Below are 18,682 nucleotides of genomic sequence, written 5' to 3'. Positions count from 1 at the left end.
AGAAAATATAGAAAGAGATTTCATGAAACAATTTTTAGAACGGGCCAGTATTTTGGCTCTCTCCCTCGTTTTGATTACATCCTTTTCCATCTCGAGTGCTCTGCCAGCTATGTTTGACTATTATCAAGGATATCCTAAGGAACAAATTGAGCTCTTGGCGAGCTTGCCTTCCTTTGGAATCATGATTATGTTACTACTAAATGGTTTCTTAGAAAAAATATTTCCTGAGCGATTACAGATTAGTTTGGGATTGCTGATTTTATCACTGAGTGGAACAGCACCCTTTTGGTATCAAGCCTATCCCTTTGTCTTTGGAACACGGATTCTTTTTGGTTTGGGTGTTGGGATGATCAATGCTAAGGCCATTTCTATTATCAGTGAACGCTATCAAGGAAAAACGCGAATTCAGATGCTAGGGCTACGCGGTTCTGCAGAGGTCGTTGGGGCATCTGTCATTACCTTGGCAGTCGGCCAGTTATTGGCCTTTGGTTGGACAGCTACCTTCCTAGCCTATAGTGCTGGATTTTTGGTGCTGACCCTTTATTTGCTCTTTGTCCCTTATGGAAAAGAAAAGAAAGAAGTCAAGAAAAAAGCGAAGGAAGCAAGTTGCTTAACTCGGGAAATGAAAGGCTTGATTTTTATCCTAGCTATCGAAGCGGCAGTTGTAGTTTGTACCAATACAGCTATTACCATCCGTATTCCAAGTTTGATGGTGGAAAGAGGGCTTGGAGATGCCCAGTTATCTAGTTTTGTCCTTAGTGTCATGCAGTTGATCGGGATTGTGGCTGGTGTGAGTTTTTCTTTCTTGATTTCTATCTTTAAAGAGAAACTGCTCCTCTGGTCTGGTATTACCTTCGGCTTAGGGCAAATCGTGATTGCCCTCTCTCCATCCTTGTGGGTGGTAGTGGTAGGAAGCATTCTTGCTGGTTTTGCCTACAGTGTAGCCTTGACGACAGTTTTTCAACTTGTCTCTGAAAGAATTCCAGCTAAACTCCTCAATCAAGCAACTTCATTTGCTGTATTAGGCTGTAGTTTCGGAGCCTTTACGACACCATTCGTTCTAAGTGCAATTGGCTTATTAACTCACAATGGGATGCTGGTCTTTACAATTTTGGGAGTTTGGTTGATTGTAACTTCTATCTTTGTCATGTACCTACTTCAAAAGAGAGCTTAGGATTGGTTCCTAAGTTTTTCTTTTTAGGATTTTTGTACCCATACAGTGTTTATTTTAGAACCTTGTCTACAGACTAATTTCTTGATAAAATAGAAGTTATGACAAGATACAAAGCAACTATTTCCTATGACGGTTACGCCTTTGCTGGTTTTCAACGCCAGACCCATGCGCGGAGCGTTCAGGAGGAAATTGAAAAAACCTTGACGAGACTCAATAAAGGGAAAGCAATCACTGTTCACGGTGCTGGTAGGACTGATAGTGGGGTTCATGCTTTGGGACAGGTGATTCATTTTGACTTGCCCTATCAAATGGATGAAGAAAAACTTCGCTTTGCCTTGGACACCCAGTCCCCTGAAGATATTGATGTGATTTCGATTGAGCTCGTGGTGGATGATTTTCATTGCCGTTATGCCAAGCACAGCAAGACCTATGAGTTTATCGTGGATAGGGGTCGTCCTAAAAATCCCATGCGCCGTCACTATGCTACTCACTTTCCCTATCAGCTTGACGTGGAACGGATGCAGATGGCAATCAAAAAGTTAGAGGGAACACATGATTTTACAGGTTTTACAGCCTCTGGGACTAATGTGGAGGATAAGGTTCGCACCATTACAGAAGCTAGTCTTAGGGTTGATGAGACAGGCCAGTTTTTGACTTTTACCTTTTCAGGAAATGGTTTCTTGTATAAGCAGATTCGCAATATGGTGGGGACACTGCTCAAAATCGGAAATAATCGTATGCCAGTGGAGCAGATTGACCTGATCCTGGAGAGAAAGGACAGGCAACTTGCAGGTCCCACTGCAGCACCAAATGGTTTGTATTTAAAGGAGATTCGTTATGAAGAATAATCGTATTTTAGCACTTTCTGGAAATGATATTTTTAGTGGTGGTGGTTTGTCCGCGGATTTGTCTACCTATACCTTGAACGGCTTGCATGGTTTTGTAGCAGTGACTTGTTTGACAGCCTTGACGGAAAAGGGCTTTGAAGTCTTTCCAACTGACGATGCCATTTTTCAACATGAATTGGATAGTTTGCGTGATGTGGAATTTGGGGGAATTAAGATTGGTCTTCTACCAACTGTCAGTGTGGCTGAGAAGGCACTGGACTTTATCAAGCAGCGCCCAGAAATTCCTGTGATATTGGATCCTGTTTTGGTCTGCAAGGAAACGCACGACGTAGCTGTCAGTGAACTCTGCCAAGAGTTGATTCGCTTTTTCCCTCATGTCAGTGTGATTACGCCTAACCTTCCTGAAGCAGAATTATTGTCTGGTCAAGAGATCAAAACCTTGGAAGACATGAAAACAGCAGCGCAGAAATTGCATGAATTAGGAGCGCCAGCAGTCATTATCAAGGGAGGCAATCGACTTAGTCAGGACAAGGCTGTAGATGTCTTTTATGATGGACAGACCTTTACAGTGTTGGAAAATCCTGTCATCCAAGGACAAAATGCCGGTGCAGGTTGTACCTTTGCCTCAAGCATTGCCAGTCACTTGGTTAAAGGTGATGAACTTTTACCAGCAGTAGAAAGCTCGAAGGCTTTCGTTTATCGCGCTATTGCACAAGCAGATCAATATGGAGTAAGACAATATGAAGCAAACCAAAACAACTAAAATTGCCCTTGTATCCCTCTTAACCGCCCTTTCTGTGGTTCTAGGTTATTTCCTAAAAATCCCAACACCGACAGGTATTTTAACTCTTTTAGATGCGGGTATCTTCTTTGCGGCCTTTTACTTTGGTAGTCGTGAAGGTGCTGTAGTCGGAGGACTAGCAGGTTTCTTGATTGACCTCTTATCAGGCTACCCTCAGTGGATGTTCTTTAGCTTAATCAATCATGGCTTGCAGGGATTTTTTGCAGGCTTTAAAGGCAAATGGCAATGGCTAGGCCTTGTCTTGGCTACAATCGTCATGGTAAGTGGCTATGCCCTAGGTTCTACCCTAATGAATGGCTGGTCAGCAGCCTTGCCAGAAATCCTTCCAAACTTCCTGCAAAATACCTTGGGAATGATTGTAGGGTTTGTAATTTTTCAGAGTGTTAAGAAGATAAAACCCAATTTGTAAAATTAAGCTAGACAGAAAAAGCCATCTATGTTAGGCTCAGATAAACACCACATTTGTCTGAAAGGAGCTAACATAAATGACCTATACTCATCTTACCACAAACGAGCTTGTGATGATAGAGGCTTACTATCAAGAAAACATAAAAGTTTCAGATATTGTGACTTCACTTGGCAGATCAAAACAGACAATCTACAATGTCATCAACTATCTGAAAGAGGGACACTCTGCTTATGATTGCTATAACTGATATAAAATCAATAAGAAACGCTGTGGCAGGAATAAAACCAGTCTTACGCAATCAGAAAAAGATTTTATTCAAACTCATTTAGAAAAAAATTGGAGCCTTGATGTCATTAAGGGAGTTTATTCAGATAGGATTTCTTGTTCTATGAGAACTCTCTATCAACTAGCAGACCGTGGTATTTTCAAGAAAGAGAACCTCCCCTGGAAAGGCAAAAGAAAACCAAATGGTCATAGCGAAAAACGAGGAAAACAAGCGTTGCGCAGTGATTTACGTGAGAGAGCAGACAGTTATCCTAATTTTGAGTCGAAATTAGGTCATCTAGAAGGGGATACAATTGTGGGAGAAAAACACAAAAGTGCAGTCATTACCTTAGTAGAACGCCTCTCAAAAGCCATCATCACACTGAAAACCAATGGACGGAAAGCAAGTGATATTGAGGCCTCCATCAATCAATGGTTGTCTCAAGTTCCCAGTCATCTCTTTAAGTCGATAACGTTTGATTGTGGGAAAGAATTTTCTAATTGGAAATCTATTTCGAATGTACATGACATTGATATTTTCTTTGCGGATCCAGGATGTCCTGGTCAACGAGATCTCAATGAACATTCTAATGGCTTATTAAGACGAAATGGATTACCGAAACAAATGGATTTTACTAATATTTCTCAAAATTATTTATCAGCTATAGCTGATAAAAGAAATAGAATTCCTAGAAAATCATTGAATTATCAATCACCCTACCAAGTTTTTCTGAGTTACTTGAAAAGTCTAGCTTAATTTAATAATTTAGGATTAGCTCCCAAGAGCTAAAAGTCACAGACCCAGATGGGATTGTGGCAAAGCTCCAAGTCACCTAGTTAAATACGAGATCATCCCCCATCTGTTAAAGATACGGGGATTTTGTTTTGCTGATGAGAAAGCCAGATTGTTATATTTCCGCTTCCAAAATGATGGTATAATAATTAAAAGAAAGGTGTAGATATGTTAGCTAAAAATATAATCTATTTAGAAACGTCATCTATCTTTGACTGGGTACAAATTATTTCCTACTTATCAAGAGAGGAAAAGGAAGTGATGTACCAAGTTGCAAATGACAGAATTAAGCGCTTGTTTAAAGTCGAAAATGAATTTTATCTTTGTACGATTTTTTGCAATGAGCAAGTTCAAGAGATATGTATCCAGGCGGAAAATCAGCCTATTTTTTCTGCTGAGGCTAGAAAAGTTATTAGCAATTTTGTCAGAGATTGGTTGGATTTAGATCAGTCGTTAGATGACTTTTATCAGTTTGCACAAGAAGATAATATTTTATCTCCTTTGGTTCAGAAGTTTTACGGACTTCGTTTGATTGGTGTCCCAGATTTTTATGAGGCTATTACTTGGGGAATTTTAGGACAGCAGGTAAATCTTGCTTATGCTTATACCCTAAAAGAACGTTTTGTCAAGAAATATGGCGAAGCTTTTCACTATAACCATGAAACTTACTGGCTTTATCCAAAGCCTGAGATGGTTGCAAATAGTGTGGCTGAGGAGTTATTGGAGTTGCAAATGACTCGTAAAAAAGCAGAATATTTACAAACAATATCAATGCTCTTGTATCAGGGGACCATTTCAAGAAGTTATTATCAAAAGTTAGATACAGCTGAGCAAATTGAAAAAGAGTTGCTTAAACTTTACGGTGTCGGTCCGTGGACGGCTCATTATGTGATGATGCGATGTTTTCGTATACAATCGGCTTTTCCGATGGCTGACATTGGATTGCAGAATGGCATATCTTATATACTTGGTCTAGATAAGAAACCGTCTAAGGAATTGCTATTAAAGTTAAAAAAGAGTGGGGCACATGGTGTTCATATGCAGTTTTTTATATTTGGCGTTTGCTTTATTAGTTGATTTTCATCGAAAAGGAGAAGAAATGTACAAAACTTATTACAAATCCCCAATCGGCCGTATTCTCATTATGACGGACGAAAGTGCCCTGTTGGGACTATGGCTGGAAGGACAGAAATATTATGGCGCAGGCTATGATTTGGAGCAAGCACAGCAGGAGGAAACAGAAGTCAGCCAACGCGTTGTTGCATGGCTAGATGCTTATTTTGAGGGGGAAAATCCCCCAACAGATGAGATTCTACTGGCTCCTCAAGTGACTGAGTTCAGAAGCAAGGTTCTGGCAGTGTTGCAGAAGATTCCCTATGGTCAGACGGCTACCTATTCAGATATTCTACGAGAATTACAAGCCGAGTATGGAAAGATTGGTTCGGCAAGAGCAGTCGGAGGTGCAATTGGGCATAATCCTATTTCTATTTTAATTCCCTGTCATCGGATCGTTGGTAGCGATGGCGAGCTGACGGGTTATGCTGGCGGACTTGATAAAAAAGCCTTCTTGTTGAAACTAGAGTCGGGGGAGAAAACGAGAGGCTGACTGTTTTAAACTATTGATAAGCTAAAAAAGCATCGTTCGGTGCTTTTTAACTTACTTTAAATATGGTAAAATGGATGTGATCAAAATAGGAAAAGAGTATAAAATGGCGAAAAAATCAAACGCAAATATTGGATTTGAAAAGGAACTATGGGATGCCGCAGATTCACTTCGGGGGCACATTTCAGCGTCAGAGTACAGAAAAGTTATTGTCGGTCTCATCTTTTTAAAATATGTATCAGATGCTTTTGAAGAAAAATACCAACAATTACTTGCAGAGGGTGACGGATTTGAGAATGATCCTGATGCATATTCAGAGGAGAATATTTTCTTCGTTCCTGAAATAGCTAGATGGCAATTTATTGCGAGTCATGCCCATTCTTCGGAAATTGGCACAGTCTTGGATGCAGCTATGCGTGAAATTGAAAAGGATAATCCTAGTCTAGAGAATGTCCTTCCTCAAATCTATGCAAGTCCAGACTTAGATAAGCGAGTTTTAGGGGAAGTTGTAGATATTTTTACTAATATTCAAATGTATGAAGGTGAGAATGAAAAAGATTTACTTGGGCGTGCTTATGAATATTGTATTGAACAGTTTGCGGCATATGAAGGAAAACGAGGCGGTGAATTTTATACTCCGACCAGTATCGTAAAAACGATTGTAGAAATATTAAAGCCTTATAGAGGCCGTGTTTATGATCCTGCTTGTGGTTCAGGCGGTATGTTTGTTCAGTCAGCTAAGTTTATAGAGAATCATAGTGGGAATATTAATAATTTATCTGTTTTTGGTCAAGAATCTAATGCAGATACTTGGAAGATGGCCAAGATGAACATGGTTATCCGAGGTATTGATGCGGATTTTGGTGAGCACCAAGCGAACAGCTTTTTCAATGATTTACATCCGACACTAAAAGCTAACTATATCATGGCTAATCCCCCTTTTAATATTTCAAACTGGGGAGCAGATAAACTGCAAGATGATATTCGCTGGAAATACGGAACGCCACCTAATAGCAATGCAAACTATGCTTGGATTCAGCACATGATTCATCACATGGATCCTAGTAATGGCAAGGTTGGCTTGGTTCTGGCAAACGGCTCACTCTCATCGACTCAGAGCGGTGAAGGGGACATTCGTAAAAAAATTATCGAAGATGACTTAATTGAGGGAATTATAGCTCTTCCAGCTAATCTCTTTTACAGTGTAACTATTCCAGCCTGTCTCTGGTTTATCAGTAAAAATAAAAAACAAAAAGGAAAGACGCTGTTTATCGATGCTCGAAATATGGGAGAAATGATTGACCGTAAGCATCGCGACTTTAGCGACGAAGACATTAAGAAGTTGGCAGATACCTTTGAAGCCTTTCAAAATGGAAACCTTGAAGATGTTAAAGGTTTTTGTGCGTCTGTTGAAACAGCAGAAATTGCAAAGCAAGATTTTATTCTTACGCCAGGGCGTTATGTAGGTATTGAGGAAAAAGAAGATGACGGAGAACCATTTGAAGAGAAGATGGACCGACTGACAACAGAACTATCAGAACTTTTTATTAAATCCCATAAATTAGAAGATGAGATTAGAGAAAGATTGGGGGAGATTGGGTTTGAAATATAAGGAGGTAAATTTAGGTGAACTTGTTAGCTTTGTTTCAAAAGGTATTCCACCAAAATATATTGAGACTAAATCCGATAATACTATCGTTGTACTTAATCAAAGGACGAATAGAAATTTTCAAATTGACTACTCTTTGTCACGGTTAAATGATTTATTGAAGAAAAAAGTACCTACAAATAAAATACTAATAGATTATGATATTTTAATAAATTCTACAGGCGTTGGAACAGCAGGACGAGTTGCTCAATTAGTAAAAGTACCTGAATTGACTACTGTAGATGGACATATGATAATTGTTAGACCAGATGAAGAGAAAATAGATCCTTTGTACTTAGGTTATGCTCTTAAAGCACAACAAGTAAAAATTGAAGGATTACAAGAAGGATCAACTGGGCAGACTGAGTTAAATCGACAACGATTATTGAATGATATTATTATAAAATTTCCTGAATCAAGAAAATTACAACAAGATATTTCAAGACTATTTTTTTCACTTGATGAAAAGATTGAGAATAATAAAAAGATAAATCATCATTTAGTGGCTTAGTTTACTGATATTTCACCAGATAAAAGTTTTGGGAGAAGAGCTTTTTGTAATGTTATTAATTTTCTATTTTCGTTGGCATTTTTAGCAATTTGATGCATGACTGGTGCTATAGTACTTTCGAATTTAGTAATCATTTCTGTTTTTGGAAGTAGTATTGGTAATGTTTTTACCTCAGTTTGATTCAATCCAGGTTGAGCAGCTTTACTAGAAGCACGAGAAAATAAGGCTTGTTTGTTTTTATCTTGCAGAAGTAAGAAATATAAGAAAAATGAACTTGGAGCTAACTCGTTTGGCCTTAATATAAAAATGTGTTCATTAATAGCACATTGTGCATGTGGAAAGTCGTCCAAAGCCATTGAAACTTTCCCTGTATATGCACCATCTTTATACAGTAAAACATCCCCAGAGTGTACAATACCACGTTTAAGTTTTTGGAAATATTCTAAACTTATATACTTTTCTTTAGTGTAGTCATATTGGCCAAAACGCTCAATATTTTCTGCACCAATACTTGGTATACCGTCGGCTTCAGCTCCTCCTTTGGGACGTGAGCCACTTTCTAGAGTGCTTATAATATCGCCAAGTTGAGCAGAGGAACCATCATAGTAGATTTCTTCAAAAAGTTCTTGACCAATCTGCTCTAAATGATGATTTATCTTTTTAAGCTGCCCATAGAGTATAATAAAAACGAAAGGTAGGTAACTTATGAAAGATAAATTAATCACGCAAATTACAACAGTTATGGCCAAGCATTTAAGTGCTCAACAATTAAAAAATCTGCAAAAGGTACTAACGGCAGCTTTTGTCAATGTAGAAGTTGCAGAGATTAAATCAGCTAATGAACAAAAGAGCAATAGTAAATTACTTGAGCTATTTATTTCAGCCAAGCGGATTGAAGGCTGTAGTGAGAAGTCTTTGAAATACTATAAGATGGTCATTGAAAATATGTTTGTTAGTCTCAAAACGTCCATAAGAGATTTAACTACCAGTGATTTGCGAACCTATCTTGCGCGTTACCAGCAGGAGCGGAAATCAAGCAAGGTGACGATTGACAACATGCGTCGGATCTTTAGTAGCTTTTTTGGATGGTTGGAAGACGAGGACTATATTTTAAAGAGTCCTGTTCGTCGGATTCACAAGATAAAGACAGATAAAACAATCAAAGAGACTTTTTCTGACGAAGGGCTGGAGCTTCTAAGAGATGCTTGCGATGAGATTCGTGATTTGGCCATGATTGATTTATTGGCTTCAACTGGAATGCGGGTAGGCGAACTAGTGAGATTGAATAGAGAGGATATTAATTTTTATGAAAGAGAATGTCTTGTCTTTGGTAAAGGGAATAGTGAGCGAATCGTCTACTTCGACGCTAGAACAAAGATTCACCTGATAAACTACTTGGACAGTCGTCAGGATGATAATCCAGCTTTGTTCGTTTCCTTGTCATCTCCACATGATAGATTGCTAATCGGAGGGGTAGAAACAAGATTGAGACAAATCGGTGAAAAAGCGGACTTAAATAAAGTCCATCCGCATAAATTTAGACGGACACTGGCGACACGCGCCATAGATAAGGGCATGCCCATCGAACAAGTCCAGCACTTGCTTGGTCATGTCAAGATAGATACAACCATGCACTATGCCATGGTTAACCAAGCGAATGTCAAAAATTCGCATAGAAAATATATAGGGTGAGGAGAAGCAGAAATTGAATAATTGGAAGAAAGTGAAACTTTCGGATATTATAGAATTTAATCCCCGAGAAACTTTGTCAAAGGGAGCTATTGCTAAAAAAATAGCGATGGAAAAATTAGAACCTTTTACGCGCGATATTCCCGAGTTTGAGTATTTTGAATTTAGAGGTGGTACCAAATTCAGAAATGGGGATACTTTAATGGCTCGTATTACACCAAGTCTTGAAAATGGGAAAACGTCTAAGGTAAATTTATTAGACAAAGATGAAGTAGGGTTTGGGTCTACTGAGTTTATTGTTGTAAGAGCCAAAGAAAATATTAGTGATGAAAATTTCGTTTATTATTTGATGATTGCTCCAAATATCAGAGAAGTTGCTATTAAATCAATGGTAGGAACGTCAGGAAGACAAAGAGTTCAGCTAGATGTTGTCAAAAATCACGAAATTCTATGTCCTCCGTTAAAAGAACAAATTAGAATTGGTAAAATTCTTAAATCGCTAGATGATAAAATTGAGAATAATAAAAAGATAAATCATCATTTAGAGCAGATGGCACAAGCTATTTTTAAATCTTGGTTTGTTGATTTTGAACCGTTTGGTGGAATACTGCCTACAACATGGAGAGAAATAACATTCTTAGATGTAGCTAAACTCAATTATGGAAAAAATTTACCAACTAAGAACTTACTTTCAAAAGGATATCGTGTCTTTGGGGGGAATGGGCCAATTGGCTATTTCACAGAATTTCTTTATCAAAAAGAACGAATATTAATCTCGTGCCGAGGTGCTGCTTCAGGCACTGTCAGGTTATCCCGTCCATTTTCATTTATAACAAATAACTCATTAATAGTGAATGAAAAAAAAGATGTGTACTTTGCATACTTGAAACAATGGTGCCTAAATCGCCAATTTTTTGATGTTGTTACAGGATCTGCTCAACCTCAAGTTACAATAGATTCATTTAAAAATCTACCTATCATACTTCCAGATACCAATGTACTAGAAGATTTTTCAAAAATTATGTTTCCAATTTATTCACAAATAGAGATTAATATGGAGAAAAACGAAAAGTTAATTAACTTTCGAGATACTCTACTACCAAAACTCTTGTCAGGAGAGATTTCAGTAAATCAAGCCAGTAAATGATGATTTAGCGTACAAAATGAAAAAGGTAGTATAAAATTGAAAGTTATAATTGATTTAGGAAATATTTGGGAAGCACTTTCAGCAATTGGTACGATTGGTGCAGTTGTTGTTTCATTGTATCTTTCTCGTAAAGATTCGATAAATAAAATACGGGTAAGTACACAAGTAATCATTCCAGTAGGTTCTTTGGATAAAAAAATTTATACTAATGTAACGATTACTAATGTTGGGAGACAGGAAGTAATCATTACTCAGATCGGAGTTACTCATTCAAGATATGCAAAAAAGAGATTTGCCTTTATAACAAACATGGGGGTTTTTAATAATACGCTGCCTAGTTATTTAAAAACTGGTGAGTTTGCTGATTTTGGATGTATTCAAGAAAACTTGAGACAACAGTTTATTAATAAGCATTTAAGTGGAAAAAAAGCTTATGGCTATGCTATTGATTCCCTAGGGAAAATATATTTTTCAAAAAAGTTTGTATTATTTGATGAATAGTGTAAGTTTAGTATACTATTTATAGAATGGAGTTTAATTTATGGGATTCACTGAGGACAACTACGAACACGCGGTCATTGAACTTTTTCGTGATAGTTTGGGCTATTCATATGTTTATGGTCCAGATGTAGAGCGTGATTATAGAACACCTTTATATTTGGAAGAGCTTTATTCTGCTTTAGAAAGGATCAATGCTAAGCTACCGACTGTTGCAATTCAAGAGGCAATTGAAAAGTTACAGCGTTTTGAAACAGGTTCCTTGCTTCAAAAAAATAAGATTTTTACAAATTATCTTCAAAACGGTATAGAAGTTTCCTATTTTCATCAAGGAAGAAAACAATCTAATCTCGTTTATTTAGTTGATTTCGATAATGTAAATAATAATTCTTTTACTGTAATTAATCAATGGACAATTGTAGAGAAGAGTAATAAACGTCCTGATATTATAGTGTTTTTGAATGGTTTGCCAGTAGTTGTTTTTGAGTTGAAAAGTCCTTCTCGCCAAGAAACAGATGCTTCTGATGCTTACCGTCAGCTTAAAACATATCAGAAAGAAATTCCAAATTTATTTAACTATAATGCTTTTTGCGTAATGACGGATCTAGCCACTTCAAAGGCGGGGACAATTACTGCTGGTGAAGACCGCTTTATGGAGTGGAAGACCACTGATGGTAGTTTTGAAGATACTCAGTATGCTAATTTTACCACGTTCATTGAAGGTATTTTTGATAAGACTAGATTTTTGGATATTTTAAGGAATTTTATCTGCTTTTCTGAGGATGCTAAGATTTTAGCGGCTTATCATCAGTATTTTGCAGTGAATAAGGCTGCAGTATCTACTTTGAAGGCAACTAAAAGCGATGGACGGGGAGGTGTTTTCTGGCATACGCAAGGGAGTGGGAAATCTCTATCCATGGTTTTCTATGCTCATCTGCTGCAGAAAGTTTTAGACTCGCCAACTATTGTCGTTTTGACTGATCGAAATGATTTGGACGAACAGTTATATGGACAGTTTTCCAAATGCCAAGATTTTCTGAGACAGACACCGATTCGGGCAGAGAGCCGTTTGCATCTGAAAGAACTATTGACTGGTCGCCAAGCCAATGGCATTATATTTACAACTATGCAGAAGTTTTCAGAGTCAGAAGAGGCGCTTTCTGATAGAAGAAACATTGTTGTCATGGCAGATGAGGCTCATCGTGGTCAGTATGGACTTGAAGAAAAGATTAAAATTACCAAAGGAAAAGATGGAGAAAGCGAAGCGAAACTAGTCGTCGGAGCAGCCAGACTGATTAGAGATAGCTTGCCTAATGCGACTTATATTGGATTTACTGGAACTCCTATTTCTACTAAAGATAAGTCTACAACAGAGGTTTTTGGTAATTACATTGACGTTTACGATATGACACAGGCGGTTGAAGATGGCGCCACTCGGCCTGTCTATTATGAAAGTCGCGTCATGCATTTAAAACTAGATGAAAGTATCTTGCGTTTGATTGACACAGAGTATGACTTGATGGCACAAAGCGCTGAATCACATGCGATTGATAGAAGCAAGAAGGAATTGGGTCGTCTTGATAGTATTTTAGGGGCCGATCAAACTATTAGTGCCTTGTGTGAAGATATCATTACCCATTATGAAGAAAATCGTGCGCAGGAATTAACTGGAAAAGCAATGATTGTTGCTTATTCTCGTCCGATTGCGATGAAAATTTATCGTACCTTACTTGAAAAGCGTCCGAATTGGACAGAAAAAATTGGAGTTGTCATGACTTCTAGTAATAATGATCCGGAAGAATGGCATGATATAGTAGGGAATAAGCGACATAAAGAAGAGATGGCTAAAAGGTTTAAAGACAATGAAAACCCATTTAAGATTGCTATCGTCGTTGATATGTGGCTGACTGGATTTGATGTTCCTAGCCTTGCAACTATGTATGTATATAAGCCAATGCAAGGTCATAATCTTATGCAGGCAATCGCTCGTGTTAACCGTGTATACAAAAATAAAGAGGGTGGACTTGTAGTTGATTATATCGGTATTGCAAGTGCTTTAAAGCAAGCCATGAACGATTATACAAATCGAGACAAAGGTAACTTTGGGGACACTGATATAGCTAAGACAGCTTTACCAAAGTTTGTTGAAAAACTAGAGGTCTGTCGTGATTTGTTTTATGGGTTTGACTATTCAGAATTCATGTTCTCTAAATCAAGTGATTTAATCAGAGCTAAAACAATTAGTGGTGGGGTAAACTTCTTGTCAAGTGTAGACAAGGAGAAGAAGAAAGAGCTCTTCATCAGAGAATCGTTACTCTTACGCCAAGCGTTATCACTTTGTCGTTCTTTGCTTACTCCTGAGCAACGTTTTGAAGCAGCTTATTTTGAAGCAGTCAGAACATTACTGACACGAATAACTGGGGAGGGTAAAAAGCTTTCTCTGAAAGATATTAATAATCGTATCAATGAGTTACTAAAAGCTTCTATCAAGAGTGAAGGTGTCATTAATTTATTCTCAGATATTGATACAGGATTTTCGTTATTTGATCCTAAATTTTTAGACGAAATTTCTAAAATGAAGGAAAAAAACATAGCGGTAGAACTCTTAAAAAAATTATTACAAGAGCAGATTACCTTATATCAAAGAACAAATTTAGTCAAATCCGAAAAGTTCTCTGAAATTCTTTCGCGAGCGATGAGAGCATATCTGAATGGTATGCTTTCGAATGAAGAAGTTATTGCTGAATTAATGCAAATGGCCAAAGAAATGGCGAAAGCTCACGAAGAGGGGGATTCTTTAGGTCTTACCGATGAAGAATTAGCTTTCTATGATGCTTTGACGCAACCACAAGCAGTCAAAGATTTTTATGAAAATGATGAGCTTGTTGCAATGACTCATGAATTAACGGAGACATTGCGCAAAAGCAGAACTATTGATTGGCAGAAAAAACATTCTGCGCGTGCTCGTATGCGCATGCTTGTTAAACGGCTCCTTAGGAAATACAAATATCCACCGGAGGGTGTCGAAGATGCCATTGTGACTGTTATCAAGCAATGTGAAATGTGGACGGATAACCCTTATAATAATTATGAATCGTATTCGTTTTCTGACCAACTGATGGCTGCTGAAAGTAGTGTAGAATTTGAATCGAAATAAAATTTGACCGGTTATGCCAGTGGCCTTGATAAAAAAGCCTTTTTGTTGAAACTAGAGGTGGGGGAGAAAACGGAATAAATCTTTTTGCTTACAGCAATAAACTAAAAACCCCTTTGTCAGCTACTGTGAGTGACAAAGGGGTTTTTCATTAGTCGATATGCCACTGTGTGGTCAGCCAGTCGGCAAAGGCAGCATAGCGCTCTTTGAGGGCTTCATGATGACCGTAAGGGTCAAAGACGGAGCAAGTGGTAAGAATTTTTTTCTGAATCAAGTGATGAATTTCTACAGCATAAAAAGGAGCTTTGGAAAGTCGATTTGAGTGATTCGCGCCTTCAGTCTTTCCATTCTGCAAATAGACTAGACAGTCCTTGTTTTTCAAGTCCTGTGTCCGGCAAAAGTCGATAAAACCTGGGTACCAAAAGGAACCGCAGATAGAAAAAACACAGGGAACTTCGCAGACACTATAGAGACTGTAAATAGCTGCTAGTCCACCGAGAGTAGCCACCATAGGCAATTCTCTTGTCATTCAGTAGGTAGTGCTGTCTGATTTCTGCTAATATACCGTTGAATAGTTTCTGGTGGTAGCTATCTGCTCCGCCGCCAAAATCAGGATTGCCAGGCTTTAGAGCATTGGCTTTCCAGGGTGTATAATCGTCCAGCCTGTTGTTTGATATCAGTCCGATCAAGATTACCGATGAAGAAAGCCTGCTCAGGTAGTTTATCAGGCCATCATTTAGCAAGATTGCTGGATAAGGTCGTGATTTGTCATAATCTTGGGGCAGGGCAATTTTGACAGTGATACCTTCCCAGACAAAGGTCTTATTTATTGACAAAGTCATTGATTTTCTCGAGTGAGTCAATTACAGCAGGACCATAATCCATGAACTCATCAAAGGAGATGGTCATGATTTTCTGATTTTTGATCGCTGGAACATCTTCCAGAACAGGATTAGCTTTCATTAGATCAACTGCTTGCTCATCCATGGACTTGTTGCGGTCGCTGGTTACGTAGATGATGACTTCAGGATCCATAGAGACCAGATTTTCCAAGGTCAAGTCAGAGGTTCCGGTCGCTACATTGGTATAGCCGAGCTAGTTAAGCAGACTCTCCTGCAGGGCAGATTTATAAGCACCAAAAGTCTCATCGTTGTAAGCACACATGATGAGCGCTTTTTTCTTTTCCCCTTGACTAGCCTTATTGGTTTTCTTGACACTGTCAATTCTTGCCTGCAGCTAGTTGGCATACTGATTGGCCTTATCTTGGACATTAAAAATGGTTCCTATATTCTTGACATCTTCAACGATATTGCCTAGGTCTTGCTTGGTATTGGACAGGGAAGCCTTCTGTGTATAGACAGGGATTTTGTTTTCATTCCAGGCACTGACTGTCCCCAGAGATTTCTCGGAAAACATCATGTTTCGGCCAAGAAGAGCATCTGGCTCATAGGATAGCACAGTTTCCTGTGATACGGTTTTCTTGTCGCCGACTTGCGGAATGGTGGCAATATCAGCCTTGTATTTATCTGTGACATCGTTGTCTGGATTGAGCATACCGGCGATCTTGTCTTTCAATCCTAGTTCAATCAAGATTTCGGTCGTCGAAAGGTTGTTGGTGATGACCTTTTCCGGTGCCTTTTCAAAGACCTGATCAATCTCCTTGCCTTCTGCATCGTAAGTTTTGATTGTCACTGGATATTTTGTCTCTGCTGTGCTCTTTTTCGCGCTTTCTGTTTTGGAGGAAGATTGTGAAGTTGAGCTTTCTTTTGTACTTTCCTTAGATGAAGAATTGCAGGCTGCCATTGTCAGTGCAGCAGTTGCGACGAGTAAGATACTGAGTGTTTTTTTCATATTGCCTTCCTTTCTTAGGCTTGGAGATTGTATAGATAAAGCTGAGAGCAGGCTCTTATAGATACTGAATCATGGCCTGTCGATCCTTGGTCCAGATCACTTTGCTTTGAATACCGTAAACGGATTGCAGTGAATCATGGGTGATGACCTCCTTTGGAGTGTCTTGGTATGCAATCTCACCTCCTTTCATGAGGTACTAATAGTCTGAATACCGACAAGCCAGTTGGATATCATGTAAAACAGCTAAAACATTGATGTTCAGGTCTTTGACGATACGTAGCATATCCAGCTGGTATTTGATATCCAGATGATTGGTCGGCTCGTCTTGGAGCAGTAGACTTGGCTGCTGAGCCAAAGCACGTGTCAGCAAGACTCTTTGCTTCTCACCACCAGATAGGGAGAGATAGGTTCGCTCTCCCTTATCCAGCATATCCACCTGTCTCAAGGCATGACGGACAAGGGCATAGTCTTTTTCGCTCTCTTTTTGAAAAAGGGACAGGTGTGGCGTCCTGCCCAGCATGACGATTTCTTGGACGGTGCAGTCAAACTGAAGATGGTTAAACTGAGTTACAACGGCTATTTTCTGGGCAGCTTTTTTTATGCTGACCTGTTCAAGCTGCTTTTCGTCTAGATAAATGTCCCCGCTGTCAGGTTTGATTTGGCGGTAGATGTTTTTGAGCAGACTAGTTTGCCACTTCCATTGGGTCCTAAAATGGTGTGAAAATGATTTCCCTCGATCGTGAGTGAAATCCCTTTTAAGATTTCTTTTTGGCTGACAGCATAGTGGATATTTTGGCAAGTTAGATCCATATCAGCTACTTACCTCCTTTCGGTTTTTGGCTACAATGTAGATAAAGAAGGGTGCACCGACCAAAGCGGTGAAGATTCCAATCGGCAGCTCGGTATTTTTGACCAAAATTCGAGCCAAAACATCTGCCCAGACAAGAAAGAGAGAGCTGAGCAGGGTAGCGATAGGAAAGAGTCTTTTGTAGTTGGTACTAGCTAATCTACGAGCAATGTGCGGAGTGATTAGTCCGACAAAGCCGATAATGCCGCAGCAGGCAACCAGCACCGCAGTCATTATAGCGACAACTGTGATATAAAGGAACCAGTAAAAATGCAGAGTTAGCCCCAGTGTCAAAGCTGCTTCGTCCCCCATCATCATAGTATTGAAAATACGATACTGGGAACAGAAAAACAAAAAGAAGAGACCAATAACAAGAGCCGGCAAGGCAAGATCTGACCAAGAAGTTCCGGCTAGTGAGCCCATGGTCCAGAACTTGATTGTCATAAGGCTGTCAGCATTAGCACCGACAGAAATGATAAAGTTGGAAAAGGCGATAAAAAGGACCACTGCCGATGCCAGAATGGCTCCTATAAAGGCACCTGTGCCAGTAATGGATTTGAGTCCTAAGATAATGCTCAGTGTGGATCCGAAGGTTGCACCCGTTGAAATTCCTAGGATATAAGGCTCTTCGATAGGATTATTGACAGTAGATTGCATGACGCTGCCACAGACAGAAAGGCCAGCACCAGCTAGAATTCCCAAGATCACTCTTGGAACCCGCATGTTCCAAACAATAGCTATTGTAGAGGGCGATAGTTTGTCTGTGCCAAGGGAAAAGCCAAGCTTGCTGAAAATAATCTGGTAAGTATCTTGTATGTCAATAGTAACTGAACCCAAAGAAACAGCTAAAAAGAGGGAATAAGCCAGAAAAATGGTGAGAAGCAAAATCAGACAGTTCTCCTAATTTTAAGACGGAATTCGGTCATCTAGAAGGGGATACAATTGTGGGATAAAACACAAAAGTGCAGTCATTACCTTAGTAGAACGCCTCTCAAAAGCCATCATCACATTGAAAACCAATGGACGGAAAGCAAGTGATAGTGAGGCCTCCATCAATCAATGGTTGTCTCAAGTTCCCAGTCATCTCTTTAAGTCGATAACGTTTGATTGTGGGAAAGAATTTTCTAATTGGAAATCTATTTCGAATGTACATGACATTGATATTTTCTTTGCGGATCCAGGATGTCCTGGTCAACGAGATCTCAATGAACATTCTAATGGCTTATTAAGACGAAATGGATTACCGAAACAAATGGATTTTACTAATATTTCTCAAAATTATTTATCAGCTATAGCTGATAAAAGAAATAGAATTCCTAGAAAATCATTGAATTATCAATCACCCTACCAAGTTTTTCTGAGTTACTTGAAAAGTCTAGCTTAATTTGACAATTTAGGAAATAAAAAAGTCAGCTATTTGAGCTGACTTTTTGCTTGTCTCTAT

At 38.8% G+C, this 18,682-nt stretch carries 14 protein-coding genes and 6 pseudogenes; 15 read left to right on the top strand and 5 right to left on the bottom strand.

Features of this window, described 5'->3' with window-relative positions; translation table 11 throughout:
- Positions 1–22 precede the first annotated feature (22 nt).
- From N8M66_RS02505 to N8M66_RS02465, 9 genes and pseudogenes are all read left to right on the top strand, one after another.
- Positions 23–1,174: an MFS transporter gene (locus tag N8M66_RS02505; protein WP_261045415.1), complete on the top strand. Its 1,152-nt coding sequence runs from the start codon at positions 23–25 to the stop codon at positions 1,172–1,174.
- Between the two features lie 98 nt (positions 1,175–1,272).
- Positions 1,273–2,022: a tRNA pseudouridine(38-40) synthase TruA gene (gene truA, locus N8M66_RS02500; RefSeq protein ID WP_261045414.1), complete on the top strand. Its 750-nt coding sequence runs from the start codon at positions 1,273–1,275 to the stop codon at positions 2,020–2,022.
- Positions 2,012–2,785, top strand: coding sequence for a bifunctional hydroxymethylpyrimidine kinase/phosphomethylpyrimidine kinase (locus tag N8M66_RS02495; protein WP_261045413.1), 774 nt, complete (start codon positions 2,012–2,014; stop codon positions 2,783–2,785). Before truA ends, N8M66_RS02495 begins: the two co-directional genes overlap by 11 nt.
- On the top strand, positions 2,763–3,233 hold the full coding sequence (locus N8M66_RS02490) for an ECF transporter S component (protein ID WP_261045411.1): 471 nt from the start codon (positions 2,763–2,765) through the stop codon (positions 3,231–3,233). Before N8M66_RS02495 ends, N8M66_RS02490 begins: the two co-directional genes overlap by 23 nt.
- Positions 3,234–3,309: 76 nt before the next feature.
- Positions 3,310–4,254, top strand: a pseudogene (locus tag N8M66_RS02485) (IS30 family transposase).
- A 204-nt stretch (positions 4,255–4,458) separates the two neighbouring features.
- Entirely contained in the window at positions 4,459–5,367 is a 909-nt protein-coding gene (locus N8M66_RS02480) for a DNA-3-methyladenine glycosylase family protein (RefSeq protein ID WP_261045410.1), read from the top strand.
- Positions 5,368–5,389: 22 nt separating this feature from the next.
- The gene (locus N8M66_RS02475) at positions 5,390–5,896 is read left to right on the top strand and encodes a methylated-DNA--[protein]-cysteine S-methyltransferase (protein WP_261045408.1); all 507 of its coding nucleotides are present in this window, start codon (positions 5,390–5,392) and stop codon (positions 5,894–5,896) included.
- A gap of 103 nt (positions 5,897–5,999) precedes the next feature.
- Complete coding sequence (locus tag N8M66_RS02470) at positions 6,000–7,505, top strand: type I restriction-modification system subunit M (protein ID WP_261045406.1); 1,506 nt, start codon at positions 6,000–6,002, stop codon at positions 7,503–7,505.
- Complete coding sequence (locus tag N8M66_RS02465) at positions 7,495–8,052, top strand: restriction endonuclease subunit S (protein ID WP_261045404.1); 558 nt, start codon at positions 7,495–7,497, stop codon at positions 8,050–8,052. The genes N8M66_RS02470 and N8M66_RS02465 overlap by 11 nt, the downstream gene beginning before the upstream one ends.
- On the opposite strand, the gene N8M66_RS02460 is transcribed toward N8M66_RS02465, so the two are convergent.
- Positions 8,049–8,777, bottom strand: coding sequence for a restriction endonuclease subunit S (locus N8M66_RS02460; protein WP_261045402.1), 729 nt, complete (start codon positions 8,775–8,777; stop codon positions 8,049–8,051). The two genes, N8M66_RS02465 and N8M66_RS02460, sit on opposite strands and share 4 nt — an antisense overlap.
- Here N8M66_RS02460 and xerA point away from each other — a divergent pair.
- From xerA to N8M66_RS02440, 5 genes and pseudogenes are all read left to right on the top strand, one after another.
- Positions 8,758–9,744: a site-specific tyrosine recombinase/integron integrase gene (xerA, locus tag N8M66_RS02455; protein WP_261045401.1), complete on the top strand. Its 987-nt coding sequence runs from the start codon at positions 8,758–8,760 to the stop codon at positions 9,742–9,744. The genes N8M66_RS02460 and xerA overlap by 20 nt on opposite strands.
- Before the next feature lie 13 nt (positions 9,745–9,757).
- Positions 9,758–10,285, top strand: a pseudogene (locus N8M66_RS09450) (restriction endonuclease subunit S); the annotation flags it as partial.
- A gap of 6 nt (positions 10,286–10,291) precedes the next feature.
- Positions 10,292–10,888 (top strand): restriction endonuclease subunit S, encoded by a 597-nt coding sequence (locus N8M66_RS09445; protein ID WP_261229801.1) that lies wholly within the window; start codon positions 10,292–10,294, stop codon positions 10,886–10,888.
- Positions 10,889–10,924: 36 nt separating this feature from the next.
- On the top strand, positions 10,925–11,389 hold the full coding sequence (locus N8M66_RS02445; protein WP_076984407.1) for a hypothetical protein: 465 nt from the start codon (positions 10,925–10,927) through the stop codon (positions 11,387–11,389).
- A 40-nt stretch (positions 11,390–11,429) separates the two neighbouring features.
- Complete coding sequence (locus N8M66_RS02440) at positions 11,430–14,543, top strand: type I restriction endonuclease subunit R (RefSeq protein ID WP_261045395.1); 3,114 nt, start codon at positions 11,430–11,432, stop codon at positions 14,541–14,543.
- Between the two features lie 148 nt (positions 14,544–14,691).
- Here N8M66_RS02440 and N8M66_RS02435 read toward each other — a convergent pair.
- The 4 genes and pseudogenes from N8M66_RS02435 to N8M66_RS02420 form a co-directional block, all read right to left on the bottom strand.
- A pseudogene (locus N8M66_RS02435) lies at positions 14,692–15,382 on the bottom strand (alpha/beta hydrolase-fold protein).
- Positions 15,363–16,391 (bottom strand): annotated as a pseudogene (locus N8M66_RS02430) (ABC transporter substrate-binding protein). Before N8M66_RS02430 ends, N8M66_RS02435 begins: the two co-directional pseudogenes overlap by 20 nt.
- A 55-nt stretch (positions 16,392–16,446) precedes the next feature.
- A pseudogene (locus tag N8M66_RS02425) lies at positions 16,447–17,201 on the bottom strand (ABC transporter ATP-binding protein).
- 1 nt (position 17,202) lies between these two features.
- Positions 17,203–18,129 (bottom strand): FecCD family ABC transporter permease, encoded by a 927-nt coding sequence (locus tag N8M66_RS02420; protein WP_261045482.1) that lies wholly within the window; start codon positions 18,127–18,129, stop codon positions 17,203–17,205.
- 8 nt (positions 18,130–18,137) lie between these two features.
- On the opposite strand from N8M66_RS02420, the pseudogene N8M66_RS02415 reads away from it, so the two are divergent.
- Positions 18,138–18,622 (top strand): annotated as a pseudogene (locus N8M66_RS02415) (IS30 family transposase); the annotation flags it as partial.
- Positions 18,623–18,682 lie beyond the last annotated feature (60 nt).

This window comes from Streptococcus mitis (assembly GCF_946188585.1).
GTDB classification, from domain to species: Bacteria; Bacillota; Bacilli; order Lactobacillales; family Streptococcaceae; genus Streptococcus; species Streptococcus mitis_DG.
The sequence above is the reverse complement of the archived record's forward strand: the minus strand, read 5'-3'. Positions and strand labels throughout refer to the sequence as shown.